The sequence below is a fragment of the Salinarimonas sp. genome, from assembly GCF_046292825.1.
In the GTDB taxonomy this organism is placed as follows: Bacteria; Pseudomonadota; Alphaproteobacteria; order Rhizobiales; family Beijerinckiaceae; genus Salinarimonas.
In genome coordinates, this window is record NZ_JBKBQG010000010.1 from 92,237 (window position 1) to 108,880 (window position 16,644).

Annotated in this window: 8 protein-coding genes; 6 read left to right on the top strand and 2 right to left on the bottom strand. The window is 69.8% G+C overall.

Annotated features, from left to right (window positions below; translation table 11 throughout):
* The 6 genes from treS to treY all read left to right on the top strand — a co-directional run bounded on the left by treS (nucleotide 1) and on the right by treY (nucleotide 14,328).
* Nucleotides 1-3,276, top strand: a complete 3,276-nt coding sequence (gene treS / locus ACK4UM_RS07640) for a maltose alpha-D-glucosyltransferase (protein ID WP_409797442.1) — start codon at nucleotides 1-3, stop codon at nucleotides 3,274-3,276.
* On the top strand, nucleotides 3,276-5,480 hold the full coding sequence (glgB, locus tag ACK4UM_RS07645) for a 1,4-alpha-glucan branching protein GlgB (RefSeq protein WP_409797444.1): 2,205 nt from the start codon (nucleotides 3,276-3,278) through the stop codon (nucleotides 5,478-5,480). The genes treS and glgB overlap by 1 nt, the downstream gene beginning before the upstream one ends.
* A gap of 19 nt (nucleotides 5,481-5,499) precedes the next feature.
* Nucleotides 5,500-7,608: a glycogen debranching protein GlgX gene (glgX, locus tag ACK4UM_RS07650; protein ID WP_409797446.1), complete on the top strand. Its 2,109-nt coding sequence runs from the start codon at nucleotides 5,500-5,502 to the stop codon at nucleotides 7,606-7,608.
* 190 nt (nucleotides 7,609-7,798) lie between these two features.
* The gene (gene treZ, locus ACK4UM_RS07655) at nucleotides 7,799-9,559 is read left to right on the top strand and encodes a malto-oligosyltrehalose trehalohydrolase (protein ID WP_409797448.1); all 1,761 of its coding nucleotides are present in this window, start codon (nucleotides 7,799-7,801) and stop codon (nucleotides 9,557-9,559) included.
* A complete protein-coding gene (gene malQ, locus ACK4UM_RS07660) occupies nucleotides 9,560-11,626 on the top strand; it encodes a 4-alpha-glucanotransferase (protein ID WP_409797450.1) in 2,067 nt (688 codons plus the stop codon). It begins immediately after the preceding gene.
* Nucleotides 11,623-14,328, top strand: a complete 2,706-nt coding sequence (gene treY / locus ACK4UM_RS07665) for a malto-oligosyltrehalose synthase (protein ID WP_409797452.1) — start codon at nucleotides 11,623-11,625, stop codon at nucleotides 14,326-14,328. Before malQ ends, treY begins: the two co-directional genes overlap by 4 nt.
* A 374-nt stretch (nucleotides 14,329-14,702) precedes the next feature.
* Here treY and ACK4UM_RS07670 read toward each other — a convergent pair whose 3' ends face one another.
* Nucleotides 14,703-15,515 carry an ABC transporter permease gene (locus ACK4UM_RS07670; protein WP_409797454.1) on the bottom strand — a complete coding sequence of 271 codons (813 nt, stop codon included), beginning with the start codon at nucleotides 15,513-15,515 and terminating at the stop codon, nucleotides 14,703-14,705.
* The gene (locus tag ACK4UM_RS07675; protein ID WP_409797456.1) at nucleotides 15,512-16,432 is read right to left on the bottom strand and encodes an ABC transporter permease subunit; all 921 of its coding nucleotides are present in this window, start codon (nucleotides 16,430-16,432) and stop codon (nucleotides 15,512-15,514) included. The genes ACK4UM_RS07670 and ACK4UM_RS07675 overlap by 4 nt, the downstream gene beginning before the upstream one ends.
* Nucleotides 16,433-16,644 lie beyond the last annotated feature (212 nt).

The following is a 16,644-nucleotide window of genomic DNA, read 5'->3' on the forward strand; positions in this document are numbered from 1 at the left end:
GTGCCGCGTAAGTCGTCTCTCATCACCAATCACGATCCGCTCTGGTACAAGGACGCGGTGATCTACCAGCTGCACGTGAAGTCGTTCTACGATGCCGACAACGACGGCATCGGCGACTTCGAAGGCCTGCTCCAGAAGCTCGACTACATCACCGAGCTCGGGGTGACCTGCATCTGGCTGTTGCCGTTCTATCCCTCGCCGCGGCGCGACGACGGCTACGACATCGCCGATTACCGCAACGTCCATCCCGAATACGGCCGCATGCGCGACTTCAAGCGCTTCGTCGAGGAGGCGCATGCGCGGGGCCTGCGGGTGATTACCGAGCTCGTGATCAACCACACCTCCGACCAGCATCCCTGGTTCCAGAAGGCGCGCCACGCCAAGCCCGGCTCGGCGGCGCGGGACTTCTACGTCTGGTCGGACGACGACAAGAAGTATTCCGGCACGCGGATCATCTTCCTTGACACCGAGAAATCGAACTGGACCTGGGACCCGGTCGCCAATGCCTATTTCTGGCACCGCTTCTACAGCCACCAGCCGGACCTCAATTTCGACAACCCGAAGGTGTTGAAGGAGGTCTTCTCGATCATGCGCTTCTGGCTCGACATCGGGGTCGACGGGCTGCGGCTCGACGCGGTGCCCTATCTCGTCGAGCGCGAGGGCACCAATAACGAAAACCTGCCCGAGACGCACGCGATCCTCAAGCAGATCCGCGCCGAGCTCGACGCCGCCTATCCGGACCGGATGCTGCTCGCGGAAGCCAATCAATGGCCCGAGGATACGCAGGATTATTTCGGCGACGGCGACGAATGCCACATGGCGTTCCACTTTCCGCTGATGCCGCGGATGTACATGGCGATCGCGCAGGAGGACCGCTTCCCGATCACCGACATCATGCGCCAGACGCCGGAGATCCCCGAAAACTGCCAATGGGCGATCTTCCTGCGCAACCATGACGAGCTCACCCTCGAGATGGTGACCGACAAGGAGCGCGACTATCTCTGGAACACCTATGCCGCGGACCGGCGCGCGCGCATCAATCTCGGCATCCGCCGGCGCCTCGCGCCGCTGCTCGAGCGCGACCGCCGCCGCGTGGAATTGATGAAGTCGCTGCTCCTGACCATGCCCGGCACGCCGGTGATCTATTACGGCGACGAGATCGGGATGGGCGACAACATCTATCTCGGCGATCGCGACGGCGTGCGCACGCCGATGCAATGGTCGCCCGACCGCAATGGCGGCTTCTCGCGCGCGGATCCGGCGAAGCTGACGCTTCCCGTGATCATGGACCCGCTCTACGGCTACGACCGCGTCAATGTCGAGGCGCAGCAGCGCGACCCGAATTCGCTTCTGAACTGGACGCGCCGCATGCTCGCGGTGCGCAAGCAGCACTCGGCCTTCGGCCGCGGCACGATCCGCTTCCTGCGTCCGGCGAACCGCAAGATCCTCGCTTATCTGCGCGAGCACGAGGGCGAGACGATCCTGTGCGTCGCCAACGTCTCGCGGCAGGCGCAAGCGGTCGAGCTCGCGCTCGGGGAATTCGCGGGGCGCACCCCCGTCGAGCTCTCGGGCGGGGCCGCCTTCCCGACGATCGGGCAATTGCCCTATCTGCTCACGCTGCCGCCCTACGGCTTCTACTGGTTCGAGATTTCGGAGAAGGTCGAGCCGCCGCAATGGTCGACGGCGACCGCCGGCATCGAGCCCGAGCACGTCACCTTCGTGGTGCGCAAGGGCGTCGACGAGATCGTCGAGGGTCGCGCGCTCGAGACGCTCCAGCGCGACGTGCTGCCGCCCTACGTGCCGCAACGGCGCTGGTTCCAGCGCAAGGACCAGACGATCGAGCGCGTCTCCATCGACTTCGCGCTGACGCTGCCGGGCTCGGGCAAGGACGTCATCGTCGCCATCGCGACGATCGCGACGACCGGGGGCGAGGAGCGCTACGCCCTGCCGCTCGCGATCTCGTGGGACGACGAGCCGCCGGCACCCTTCGCGCCGCAACTCGCCATGGCGCGCGTGCGCCAGGGCCGGCGCGTCGGCTATCTCACCGACGGCTTCGCCATGCCCGGCTTCGCCCGCGCCCTCATCGCCGGGATCGGCGAGGAGACGGTGCTGCAGACCGAGCGCGGCGAGATCCGCTTCCGCGCGAGCGCCCGCTTCGCGGAATGCGAGCTCGAAGCCGATTCCGAGATCGAGTGGCTCACGGCCGAGCAATCGAACTCGACGCTGATCGTCGGCCGCAAGGCGGTGTTCAAGCTCCTGCGCAAGCTCACGCCGGGCGTCCATCCGGAAGCCGAGATGAGCCGCTTCCTGACGGAAGCCGGCTACGGCAATGTCGCGCCGCTCCTCGGCGAGGTGGTCCACGCCTCTCCGGACGGGGAGCCGACGACGCTCGCGATCGTCCAGGGCTTCGTGCTCAACCAGGGCGACGGCTGGGAATGGACGCTCAACTATCTCGACCGGACCATCGACGAACTGGCGATGGCGGGCGACGACGAGAACGCGCAGGACGTCGACGATTTCGAGACCTACCGCGCCTTCGCGGGCAATCTCGGCCGGCGCCTGGGCGAGATGCACGCGATCCTGCGCGCGGGCTCGGACGATCCCGATTTCGCGCCGCAGGTGGCGGGCCGCGACGAGGCCGATCGCCTGCGCAAGGGCGTGAAGGCGCAGCTCGAGGCGGCCTTCGCCGCGATCGAAGGGCGCAGCTTCGCGGACGAGGAGGACGAGGCGGCCGCGCGCACGATCCTCGACAATCGCAAGGCGCTGCTCGACCTCGTCGATAGCCGCGCATCCGCGCTCGAGGGCACGGCGATCACCCGCGTCCACGGCGATCTCCATCTCGGGCAGATCCTGGTGGCGGGCTCGGACGTGGTGATCATCGATTTCGAGGGCGAGCCGGCGAAACCGCTCGCCGAGCGCCGCGCCAAGGCGAGCCCCTTGCGCGACGTCGCGGGCGTGATCCGCTCCTTCGATTACGCCGCCTCGAACCTCAAGAAGCACCGCCACACCCCGCAGGGGCCGTTGTCGGAGGCGCGCGCGGCGCATCTGCGCGGGCAGTTCAGCGAGATGGCGGAGCAGGCGTTCCTCGCGGGCTATCGCGAGGGGGATCCGACGAGCGAGGTGAACCCCGCGCTGCTCGATCTCTTTATCCTCGAGAAGGCCGGCTACGAGATCTGCTACGAGGCCGCCAACCGGCCGAGCTGGCTCGACGTGCCGCTCGCGGGCTTCGCCCACGTCGCGACGCGTCTCCTGAACCGAACGGAGGAGGACACCTGATGCAAGCGACCACCGCACCGGAGCTCGAGGGCGTCGAGTCGGCCGCGATGGACGCGCTCGCGGGGCGCCTGACCGATCCCTTCGCCTTTCTCGGCATGCACGAGACGGCGTCGGGCCCGATCGTGCGGGCGTTCCTGCCGGGTGCGCGCGAGGTCGCGGTCGTCGCCCGCGCGGACGGTGCGGAAATCGGCCGGCTGCACGAGGTGCGCGACGGGCTCTATGCCGGCACCGTCTCGCGCCGCGTCGCCTATCGCCTGCGCATCACCTGGCCGGACGTCGTGCAGGAGACGGAGGACCCCTATTCCTTCGGCCTCGTGCTCGGCGATCTCGACCTGCACTTGTTCTCCGAGGGCGCGCATTGGGACCTCTCCGAGCGGCTCGGCGCCGTGCCCCGCACGATCGAGGGCGTGGAGGGCGTCGCCTTCTCGGTCTGGGCGCCGAACGCGCGGCGCGTCTCGGTGATCGGCGACTTCAATTCCTGGGACGGGCGGCGCCATCCGATGCGGCTGCGCCACGCGTCCGGCGTGTGGGAATTGTTCGTGCCGCGAATCGGGCCGGGCGAGCGCTACAAGTACGAGATCGTCGGCGCCCACGGCGAGACGCTGCCCTCCAAGGCCGATCCGCTCGCGCGGCGCACCGAGAAGCCGCCGGCGACCGCATCCGTGGTGGCCGCACCGCTCGATTTCACCTGGCGCGACGAGGACTGGATGCGCACCCGCGCCGCCCGCCAGGCGCCGGACGCGCCGATGTCGGTCTACGAGGTCCACGCGGCCTCCTGGCTGCGCCCGGAAGGCGAGCCGCACGGCGTGCTCGATTGGGACGCGCTCGCCGAGCGGCTGATCCCCTACGTCGCCGATCTCGGCTTCACCCATATCGAGCTGTTGCCGATCACCGAGCATCCGTTCGGCGGCTCCTGGGGTTACCAGCCGCTCGCGCTCTTCGCGCCGTCCGCCCGCTACGGCACGCCGGAAGGCTTCGCGCGGTTCGTGGACGCCTGCCACAGGGCGAATATCGGGGTGATCCTCGATTGGGTGCCCGCCCACTTCCCGACCGATCCGCACGGGCTCGCCCGCTTCGACGGCACCGCGCTCTACGAGCACGAGGATCCGCGCGAGGGCTATCACCAGGACTGGAACACCTACATCTACAATATGGGGCGGCGCGAGGTCGCGGGCTTCCTTCTGGCCTCCGCGCTCTATTGGCTCGAGCGCTTCCACGTGGACGCGCTGCGGGTCGATGCGGTGGCGTCCATGCTCTACCGCGATTATTCGCGCGGCCACGACCAGTGGATCCCGAACCGGTTCGGCGGGCGCGAGAATCTCGAGGCGATCGAGTTCCTGAAGCGCCTCAACACCCTGGTGGCCGAGCGCTGCCCGGGCGCCATCACCATCGCGGAGGAATCGACGGCGTTTCCGGGCGTCTCCGCCAAGGTCTCGGAGGGTGGGCTCGGCTTCAATTACAAGTGGAACATGGGCTGGATGCACGACACGCTGCATTACGTCCAGCGCGAGCCGCTCTACCGCTCCTGGCACCACAACGACATGACCTTCGGGCTGATCTACGCCTTCTCCGAGAAGTTCGTGCTGCCGATCTCGCACGACGAGGTCGTCCACGGGAAGGGCTCGCTGATCGGCAAGATGCCCGGCGACGAGTGGCAGAAGCGGGCGAACCTGCGCGCCTACCTCTCCTTCATGTGGACGCATCCGGGCAAGAAGCTCCTCTTCATGGGCTGCGAGATCGCCGATCCGCGCGAGTGGTCGCACGACGGCGAGCCGAATTGGGCCCTGCTGCGCGAGGAGGGCCACGCGGGCATCCAGATGCTGGTGCGCGATCTCAACCGCCTCTACGCGTCGGAAGGCGCGCTGCACGCGACCGACGCGCTGCCGGAGGGCTTCGACTGGGTGATCGGCGACGATGCGGCGAATTCCGTCTTCGCCTATCTGCGCAAGGGGAGGGGGGACGACCGTCCGCTCCTCGTCGTCCTCAACATGACGCCCGTGCCGCGGGAGAACTACCGCATCGGCGTGCCCCGCGCCGGGCGCTGGCGGGAAGTGCTCAATTCGGACGCGGGGATGTATGGCGGTTCGAACATGGGCAACGACGGCGGTCGCAACACGCAACCGGAGCCGGCGCACGGGCGTTCTCAGTCGCTGTCGCTCACGCTTCCCCCTCTAGCGGCGGTCGTTCTCCGCCACGAAGGCTGATCCGAAGGCTCTCGCGTCGATGCCCATCCTCCCCGACCTGCTCTCCCCGGGCTCGCCCTATCCCCTCGGGGCGACCTGGGACGGGCTCGGCGTGAACTTCGCCGTGTTCTCCGCCCATGCCGAGCGCATGGACCTGTGCATCTTCGACCCCTCCGGCCGCCGCGAGATCGCGCGCTACACGATGCCGGAATGGACGGACGAGGTCTGGCACGGCTACCTGCCCCACGTGCGCCCGGGCCTCCTCTACGGCTATCGGGCGTACGGCCCCTACGAGCCGCAGAACGGCCATCGCTTCAACCCCAACAAGCTCCTCGTCGACCCCTACGCGAAGGCGCTGCACGGCGAGACGCGCTGGACGGACGCGTTGTTCGGCTACCGCGTGAACTCGCCGCGCGCCGATCTCACCTTCGACCGCCGCGACAGCGCGCCGGCGGTGCCGAAATCGGTCGTCATCGACGACAGCTTCACCTGGGGAGACGACCGTCCGCCGAACGTCCCCTGGTCGGAGACGGTGATCTACGAGGCGCACGTGAAGGGGCTCACCAAGCTCCTCGACGAGGTGCGCATCCCCGAGCGCGGCACATACGCGGCGCTCGCGCATCCGACCGTCATCGACCACCTCAAGCGCCTCGGCGTGACGGCGATCGAGCTCTTGCCGATCCACGCCATCCTCCAGGACCGGTTCCTGCAGGAAAAGGGGCTGACGAATTACTGGGGCTACAACACGCTCAATTTCTTCACGCCCGAGCCGCGCTACATGTCGCCCGGCGGCGGGAACGACGAATTGCGCATCGCCATCCGCCGGCTGCACGCGGCCGGCATCGAGGTGATCCTCGACGTCGTCTACAACCACACCTGCGAGAGCTCGGAACTCGGCACCACGCTGTCCTGGCGCGGGCTCGACAATTCGAGCTATTATCGCCACCAGGCGGACAATCGCCGCTACGCGGTCAACGACACCGGCACCGGCAACACGCTCAATCTGTCGAACGCGCGCGTCCTGCAGATGGTGATGGACAGCCTGCGCTATTGGGCGACGTCCTACCGCGTCGACGGCTTCCGCTTCGATCTCGGCGTGACGCTCGGGCGCGAGCCGCACGGCTTCGACCCGGGCGCGGGCTTCTTCGACGCGCTGCGGCAGGATCCGATCCTCTCGCGCAAGAAGCTGATCTCCGAGCCGTGGGACATCGGGCCCGGCGGCTATCAGCTCGGCCACCACCCGCCCTCCTTCGCCGAGTGGAACGACCGCTTCCGCGACGGGGTGCGCCGCTATTGGCGGGGCGATTCCGGGATGCGGCCGGATCTCGCCGCGCGGCTCTCGGGCTCTGGCGACATGTTCGACCGCCGCGCGCGCCGGCCCTGGGCGTCGGTCAACTTCATCACCGCCCATGACGGCTTCACGCTCGCCGACCTCGTCGCCTACGAGGAGAAGCACAACGAGGCGAACGGCGAGGACAATCGCGACGGCCATTCGAACAACCATTCGCGCAATTGGGGCGTCGAAGGACCGACCGACGATCCCGACATTCGCGCCGTGCGCGGGCGCGTCATGCGTGCGATGCTGACCACGCTGATGGCCTCGCTCGGCACGCCGATGCTGCTCCACGGCGACGAGTTCGGCCGCACGCAGCACGGCAACAACAATGCCTACGCGCAGGACAACGAGATCTCCTGGCTCGATTGGGAGGAGGCCCGCTCGCCCGAGGGCGAAGCGCTGACCGATTTCGTCGCGCGCCTCGTGCGGGTGCGTCGCGAGAACCCGGTCATCCGCTGCAAGCGCTTCCTCTACGGCGACCCGGTGGCGGAGGGCGTGCTCGACATCGAATGGTTCGACGAGGAGGGCGCGGTGCCCTCGCCGGAGGACTGGAACGACCCGGAGCGGCGCGCGCTCACGATGCGGCGCGCCGAGCGGCGCGACGACGGCACGCTCGTCCTGATCGCCTTCCTCTTGAACGCCGCCGACGAGACCATCCGCTTCCGCCTCCCCGGCGCCGAGACCGGCTGGCGCCTCCTCGTCGACAGCGCCGATCCGGACCGCGGCGAGGAGGACCTCGCCGAGGCGGCCTACGAGGTCGCCGACCATTCGGCAGCGATCCTGAGGGTGGAGATCCCGCCGCCGGAGGGATGATGGCGGCGGGTGGAGAGGTTGCGGTCGGGTGGCGGCAGCTTGTCCTTCCCCCTTGGGGGAAGGTGGCTCCGGGCGCAGCCCGGAGACGGATGGGGGTCGTCGAGGTGGCACCGTCGCGGTTCCTCCTGCACGACCCCCACCCCCGGCCCCTCCCCAATCCGGGAGAGGGGAGACACGAGAGGACCAGGCGATGACGCGACATGCCTACGAGACCCGGTTCGGGGCGACGCTCGTCGCGCCCGACAGGACGCGCTTTCGGCTCTGGGCGCCGAGCCAGGAGGCGCCGCAGGTGCAGATCGAGGGGCGCGCCGCGATCGCGATGGAGAAGGAGCCCGACGGCTGGTTCTCGGCGGAGGTCGCGTGCGGGGCCGGCACGGCCTATCGCTACCGCCTCGACGACGGCCTCCTCGTGCCCGATCCGGCCTCGCGGGCGCAACGAGACGACGTGCACGATCCGAGCCTCGTCGTCGACCCCCGCGCCTATGAGTGGCGCAACGCGCAGTGGATGGGCCGTCCGATCGAGGAGCTCGTCGTCTACGAGTGCCATGTCGGGCTCATGGGCGGGTTCGCGGGGGTCGAGGCGAAGCTCGCCGATCTCGCGAAGGTGGGGATCACGGCCATCGAGCTGATGCCGATCGCCGCCTTTCCAGGCGCGCGCAATTGGGGCTACGACGGCGTCCTGCCCTATGCGCCCGACGCGGCCTACGGGACGCCCGAGGATCTCAAGCGCCTCGTCGATGCCGCCCACGGCCATGGCCTGCAGGTGATTCTCGACGTCGTCTACAACCATTTCGGGCCGGAGGGGAACTACCTCCACGCTTATGCCGAGCCCTTCTTCCGCAACGACATCCACACCCCCTGGGGCGCGGCGATCGATTTCCGCCGCCGGCAAGTCCGCACGTTCTTCGCCGACAACGTGCTGATGTGGCTGATGGAATATCGCCTCGACGGCCTGCGCTTCGACGCCGTCCACGCGATCCCCGAGCCCGATTGGATCGACGAGACGGCTTCTGCCGTGCGCGCGGCGATCGAGCCGGGACGCCACGTCCACCTCATCCTCGAGAACGAGGAGAACGAGCCGGGCTTCCTCGAGCGCGACGTCGACGCCCAGTGGAACGACGACGTCCACCATTGCCTGCACGTGATGCTGACCGGGGAGCACCACGGCTATTACGGCAATTTCTCGCGCGAGCCGGCGAAGAAGCTCGCGCGCGCCTGCATGGAGGGCTTCGTCTATCAGGGCGAGCCGCCCGAGCGCGGCAAGGGCTCGGCCCGCGGCAAGCCCTCAGCCCATCTGCCGCCGACCGCCTTCGTCACCTGTCTCCAGAACCACGACCAGGTCGGCAACCGGGCGATGGGCGAGCGGCTGCGCGCGATGGCGCCGGCCGCCGCGCTCGACGCCGCGACCGCCTTCCAGCTCCTGATGCCGCAGATCCCGATGATCTTCATGGGCGAGGAGACGGGCTCCACCACGCCGTTCCTGTTCTTCACCGATTTCCACGACGCGCTGGCGGATGCCGTGCGCGAGGGCCGCAGGCGCGAATTCGCGGATTTCCCCGAATTCCGCGACGAGAAGGCGCGCGAGAAGATCCCCGATCCGAACGCGCCGGAGACGTTTGCCCGCTCGCGTCCGAAGATCGCGGGGGAGGGGGGCGAGGCGTCGGTGATCGATCTCTACGCGCGCTGCCTGCATTTGCGCCACGAGGCGATCGTGCCGCGTCTGAAGGGCACGAAGGGGGAGGCGGCGCAGGTTTTGGGCGACAAGGCGCTCCTCGCCCGGTGGCGACTCGGCGACGGGACGCTTCTTGCGATCGCGACGAACCTCGCCGACGACGCGGTCGCGCTGCCTGCCGACGCGCCGCGTTCGCCCCCCTCCCTCGTCGTGGGGGCGCAGCCGACGAGCGGCACGCTGCCAGCCCGCACCACGCTCGTTTTCATCGAGGAAAGCTAAGTGAGCGCACGCGACACCGACCAGGCCCTCGTCGCCCTGGCCCAGGAGGCCGGGCTCGAGACGACCTGGGAGAACTTCAAGAGCGAGCCGCAGACGGTCTCGCCCGACAGCTTGCGCCTCGTCTTGGCCGCGCTCGGGCTGCCGGCGGGGAGCGCGAGCGAGATCGCGGACAGCCGCCGCAAGCTCTCCGAGGAGAGCGGGCATCCGGGCTTCCTCGTCACGCGCACCGGGCAATCGACCCCGCTGCCGACGGATCTCGCGGCCTGCGGCCCCGTCGCGATGCTGCGCCACGAGAGCGGCGGGCGGCGCGAGATGCGCCTCGCGCCCGGGCCGGCGGGGCTCGCGCTGCCGCCGATCCTGGAGCCGGGCTACCACCTCCTCGAATGCGGCGACCGGCACGTCACGCTCGCGGTCTGCCCGCCGCATGGCCGGCGGATCTCGGATCTGACGCGCGGCGCCAAGGTCTTCGGCCTCGCCGCGCAGATCTATTCGCTGCCCCCGCGCGCGGGCGAGGAGGCGGGGGATTTCGGCTCGCTCGCGACCTTCGCCGAGGAGGCCGCGCGTGCGGGGGCGGACGCGGTCGCGATGAGCCCGACGCACGCGCTCTTCGCCGCCGACCCCTCGCGCTACAGCCCCTACGCGCCCTCGACGCGGCTCTTCCACAACGTCCTCTTCGCCGACCCGACGCCCGTCTTCGGCGCGCTCGACCTCCCCGCCGAGCCGCCGCCGCGCGGGGAGCTCGTCGATTGGGAGGCGGCCTCGCGCATCAAGCTCGCGCGGCTGCGGGCGCTCTTCGAACGCTTCGAGGTGACGGGGGAGGTCGCGCTCCGCGGCGACTTCGCCGCGTTTCGGGCGCGTGGCGGGACGCTTCTCGAGGAGCACGCGCGCTACGAGGCGCTCTCCTGCCATTTCCACGCGAACGGCATCGCGGGCGGGTTCCAGTCCTGGCCGGCCGCCTTCCGCGATCCGAAGAGCGCTGCGGTCGAGGAATTCTGCCGGGAGAACGCGCGCGAGGTCGCCTTCCACGCCTTCCTGCAATGGCTCGCCGAACGCTCGCTCGCCGACGCGCAGGCACGCGCGAAGCGGGCGGGCATGGCGGTGGGGCTCGTCGCCGATCTCGCGGTCGGCATGGACGGGGGCGGCAGCCATGCCTGGAGCCGGGGCGAGGACGTGCTCGGCGGTCTCTCGGTCGGCGCGCCGCCCGATCTGCTCGGCCCCGACGGGCAGGATTGGGGGCTCACCACCTTCTCCCCGCGCGCGCTCGCGTCCTCCGGATACGCGCCCTTCCTCGCGACCCTGCGCGCGGCGCTCGGGCCGGCGGGCGGGGTGCGGATCGACCACGTGATGGGGCTCACCCGCCTCTGGGTCGTGCCGCACGGGCACAAATCCCGCGAGGGCTGCTATCTGCGCTATCCGCTCGCCGACATGCTGGCGCTGGTCGCGCTCGAGAGCGAACGCGCGGGCGGGCTCGTCGTCGGCGAGGATCTCGGCACCGTGCCGCCGGGCTTTCGCGCGAAACTCGATCAGGCTGGCGTGCTCGGCATGCGCGTCCTCTGGTTCGAGCGCGGCAAGACCGGCGCCTTCACGAGCCCGCGCCGCTATTCCCGCCACGCCGCCTCGATGACCACCACGCACGATCTGCCCACCGTCGCCGGCTGGTGGACGGGCAACGACGTCGATTGGCGCGAGCGTGCCGGCCAGGCCGACGCCGCCTTCCACGAGCGCTCGCGCAAGGAGCGCGAAAAGGATCGCGGCGTGCTCTGGCAGAGCCTCGTCAAGGCGGGCGTGGCGGAGGGCGCGGCGCCGCCCGTCGCGGACACGGCGCCCGTCGTCGATGCCGCGCTCGATTTCGTGGCGGCGACGGCGAGCGATCTCGCGATCGTCCCGGCGGAGGACCTGTTCGGCCTCGTCGAGCAGCCGAACCTGCCGGGAACCCTCGACGAGCATCCGAATTGGCGTCGCAGGCTCCCTGAGACGGGGCTCGATACCGAGCCGGCGCGCGGGCGGCTCGCCCGGCTCGCGAAGAAGCGTCCGCGCCGCACCACGAAGGAGGGGCAGACGCGATGATCCCCCGCGCCACCTATCGCCTGCAGCTGCGCGAGGAATTCGGTTTTGCGGATGCCGAGCGCGTCGTGCCCTATTGCGCCGCCTTGGGCGTCAGCCACCTCTACCTCTCGCCGATCCTCGCCGCCCGCGCGGGCTCGACCCACGGCTACGACGGCATCGACTTCACCCGCGTCGACCCGCGGCTCGGCGGGGAGGAGGGGCTGCGCCGGCTCGTCGAGACCTGCCGACGCCACGGGCTCGGCATCCTCGCCGACATCGTGCCGAACCACGTCGCGGTCGGTGGGGCGGACAACCCGTTCTGGCTCGACGTGCTCGAGAACGGCCGCGAGAGCGTCCATGCCGGGCTCTTCGACATCGATTGGGAGACGCGCGACCCGGCGCTGCAGGGGAAGATCGCCGCGCCCTTCCTCGGCGTGCCCTATGGCGAGGCGCTCGCGTCGGGGGACATCCGCATCGTCTGGGACGCGGGCCTGAAGCGGCTCTGCGCGGCCTATTACCACCACCGCTTCCCCCTGCGGCCGCAGGATTATGCCGAGGTGCTGCGCGCGGGCCCCGAGGCGCTCGGCCCGCTCGCCGACCGCTTCCCCTCCGACACGCGCGCGCCCGATTTCGCCGAAGCCTGCGCCGCGCTCGGCGCGCAGGCGGGGGAGACGTTGGAGGAGGCGCTCGCGCATTGGAACGAGCCGGACCGGCTCGATGCTCTCCTCGCGCGCCAGAACTACCGCCTCGCCTGGTGGCGCACGGCGGGCGACGAGATCAATTTCCGCCGCTTCTTCGAGATCACCGAGCTCGCCGGCCTTCGCGTCGAGGTGGAGGAGGTGTTCGAGGCGGTGCACGCGACCCTGTTCCGCCTGTTCGCCGAGGGGCTGATCGACGGCATGCGGGTCGACCATGTCGACGGCCTCGCCGATCCGGCCGGCTATTGCCGGCGCCTGCGGGCGCGTCTCGACGAGATCGCGGCCAAGCGGCCCGAAGGCGCGGAGCCGGGGCCGTTCTATCTCGTGGTCGAGAAGATCCTCGCCGAGGACGAGGATCTGCCCGCCGATTGGCTCGTCGACGGGACGACGGGCTACGATTTCCTCGCCCAGACCGATGCGCTGCTCACCGATCCCGACGGCGAGGAGACCTTCACCGATCTCTGGGCGGAGATCTCCGGGCGCTATCCGGATTTCGCGAGCGAGGAATTGGATGCGCGCAACGAGATGCTGGTGCGCGCCTTCGCCGGCCAGCTCGACGCCTGCGCCCACGCCTTCCACGATCTCGCCCGCGCGCGCCTCGAGACGCGCGACGTGACCTTCCACGCGATCCGCCGCGCGCTCACCCAGCTCGTCGCCGCCTTCCCCGCCTATCGGACCTATGCGACGGCGGGCGCCGCGCCGGGCTCGGACGCGCCGATCCTCGCGCGCGCGGTCGAGGCGGCGAAGGAGATGGCGGCGCCGGGGGAGGGGGCCGTCGTCGACCTCCTCGCGGGGTGGATCTCGGGCGTCGGCGTGACCGACCAGGGCCTGCGGGCGCGCGCCGTCACCACGCTCCAGCAGCTCTGCGCGCCGGTCGCGGCGAAGGCGGTGGAGGATACGGCGTTCTATCGCTACGGCCGGCTCCTCTCGCGCAACGACGTCGGCTGCGACCCGGGCCGGTTCTCCCTCTCGCGCGAGGCCTTCCACGCCGCCTGCATCGCGCGCGCGGCGAGCCACCCGGCCGCGATGCTCGCGACCGCGACGCACGACCACAAACGCGGCGAGGATTCGCGCGCGCGTCTCGCCGCCTTGTCCGGCCTGCCCGCGTTCTGGGCGGAGCGCGTGGCGTCCTTCCTCGACATCAACAAGCGCCACGCCGATTCCGGCATCGACCCGGCCGACGAGTACATGCTCTACCAGGCCCTTGTCGGCGCCTGGCCGCTCGATCTCGCCCCCGACGACGCCGACGGCCTCGCGCGCCTTTCCGCCCGCCTCGCGCGCTTCCAGGAGAAGGCTCTGCGCGAGGCGAAGCTGCGCTCGTCCTGGAGCGCTCCGGACGGGGAATACGAGGAGATCTGCCGAACCTTCCTCGAGCGCATCCTCGATCCCCGCCGCTCCCCCGCCTTTCTCGAGGCCGCGCACGGGCTCGTCGAGGAGATCGCCGCGGCGGGTGCCGCGAACGGCCTCGCGCAGACGCTCCTGCGCTGCGCGGTGCCGGGCATGCCGGATTGCTACCAGGGGCGCGAGCTGTGGGACTTCTCCCTCGTCGACCCGGACAATCGCGACCCGGTCGATTACGCGGCGCGCGAGGCCGCGCTCGCCGACGCCGCGCCGCTCACCGACCTCGCGACCCGCTGGCGGGACGGGCGGGTGAAGGCGCGGCTGATCGCGCGCGCCCTCGACGCCCGCCGTCGCCTGCCTGAGCTGTTCGCCGCGGGCGACCACATGCCGCTCGAAGTGCGCGGGCCGCGCGCGGCGCATGTGGTCGCCTTCGCGCGGCGGCATTCGTCGAGCGCGCTCGTCGGCCTCGCCGGCCGCCACCTCGCCGACGCGCTCCTGCGCTCGGACGCGATCGCGCCGCCCGCCGAATGGTGGGGCGACACGCGCATCGTGCTCCCCGCCGACCTCGCCGACGCCGATCTCGCCGACGCGCTGGGGGAGGGGGGCAGCGCCCGCGCCGAACGCGAATTGTCGGTGGGGCCGCTTCTGTCGACGCTGCCGGCGGGGTTGTTGGTGCAGGGGTGAGTGGGGAGGCGGAGGGCGCCTTCCCTTGTGGCAAGACGAGATTCGATCGTCGAGGCGCCGCCGCTCTCCTTCCCCTCAGGGGAAGGTGGCCCGGCGGCGAAGCCGACGGGTCGGATGGGGTCATTCGCAGCGAAGCTGCGAAGGGGCGTCGTCGTAGAGCCCCTTACGTACGGAGAAGCCCAACGCCCCTTCGACCCTTCGGGTCGAAAAACCCCATCCGTCTCCGGACGCTGACCGCGTCCGGAGCCACCTTCCCCTGAGGGGAAGGAGAGGGGCGGTGTCTTGTCGGTCCGGTCCTATCGCGAGATGACGACGTGGAGAATTCGCAAGGCGCGGCAGCGCACGCGGCATGCGCGCTCGCTCGGCAGCGTCCCTCAAGTCGCCTGCCCCTTGGCGCCCGCGCGCAGGACGGCGGAGCGTTTCGTGACGATCGCGGCGGTCGTCACGCCGATCGTGACGAGGCCGATGAGGATCGTCGAGAGGGCGTTGATCTCTGGCGTCACGCCGAGGCGGACCTGGCTGTAGACGCGCATCGGCAGCGTCGTCGCGCCGGGGCCGGAGGTGAAGCTCGCGATGACGAGGTCGTCGAGCGAGAGCGTGAAGGCGAGGAGGAAGCCCGCGACGATCGCCGGCGCGATGATCGGCAGGGTCACCGAGAAGAAGGTGCGCAACGGCGTCGCCCCGAGATCCTGCGCCGCCTCCTCGAGCGAGCGGTCGAAGGCGATCAGCCGCGATTGCACGACGACGGTGACGAAGCACATCGTGAAGGTCGTGTGCGCGACGGTGATCGTCCAGAACCCGCGATTCATGTCGATCGCGACGAAGAGGAGGAGGAGCGAGAGCCCCGTCACCACTTCCGGCATCACCATCGGCGCGTAGACGAGCCCGGTGAAGAGCGCGCGCCCGCGGAAGCGGCCGTAGCGGGTGAGGGCGATCGCGGCGAGCGTGCCGAGCACGGTGGCGATGATCGCCGTGACGAAGCCGATCCGCAGCGTCACCCAGGCCGCGGCCATGAGCTGCTCGTTGCGGAAGAGCGCCGCGTACCATTGCGTCGAGAACCCGCCCCAGACCGTCACGAGCCGCGAGGCGTTGAAGGAATAGACGACGAGAATGAGGATCGGCAGGTAGAGGAACGCGAAGCCGAGCGTCAGCGCGGTCGCGTTGAAGATCGACAGACGGCCCCTCATCGCGCCTCCTCCTCGGCGCGGCGCGCCTCGATCTCGCGGAAGAGGACGATCGGGCCGACGAGCAGGATCAGCATGACGATCGCCACCGCCGAGGCGAGCGTCCAATCGCGGTTCGAGAAGAACTCGCTCCACAGGACGCGCCCGATCATCAGGGTGTCGGAGCCCCCCAGCAGATCCGGCACCACGAACTCGCCCACCGCCGGGATGAAGCACAGGAGGCAGCCCGCGATGATCCCCGGCGCCGAGAGGGGCACGGTGATCGTCCAGAACGCCTTGAACGGCGTCGAGCCGAGATCCTGCGCGGCCTCGATCAGGCTGTCGTCCATGCGCTCGAGGGTGGCGTAGAGCGGCAGCACCATGAAGGGCAGGTAGGTGTAGACGATGCCGATCTGGACGCCGAGCTCGGTGTTGAGGATCACGAGCGGCTGGTCCGTGATGCCGATCGACATCAGGAACAGGTTGAGGAGCCCTTCCGTGCGCAGGATGCCGATCCAGGCATAGACGCGGATGAGGAAGCTCGTCCAGAACGGCAGGATCACGAGCGCGACGAGGATGGGCCGCCAGGATTGCGGCGCGCGCGCCATCGCGTAGGCGAGGGGATAGCCGATGAGGAGGAGGATCAGCGTCGCTGTGGTGGCGATGCGCAGCGAGGAGAGCACCGCCGAGACGTAGAGGTCGTCCGTCGTCAGGAAGACGAAATTGTCGAAGGACAGCTGCGAGAAGAAGTCGACGAGCCCGTCCCACCCGGCCCCGAGATCGAAGGTCGGCGTGTAGGGCGGCTGCGCGAGCCGCGGCTCCGACAGGCTGATCCGGAACACGATCGCCATCGGCAACAGGAAGAAGATCCCGAGCCAGAGATAAGGCACGCCGATGACGAGAAGCCGCCCGAGCCGCTTCCTGGCACGTCCCGCGCTCATGGGGATCTCCTGCGCGAAAATCCCTCCCCGTAGGGGAGGGTGGCCCCTGGAGCGTCAGCGACAGGGGTCGGGTGGGGCCCGACGCTTGAAGAACATTCTCCACCCGGGCCCCACCCGGCCTTTCTCGGCTCACGCCTCGAAAGTCCACCCTCCCCTCCGGGGAGGGATGAGGGCGCGAATCCCTCCCCGTAGGGGAGGGTGGCCCCTGGAGC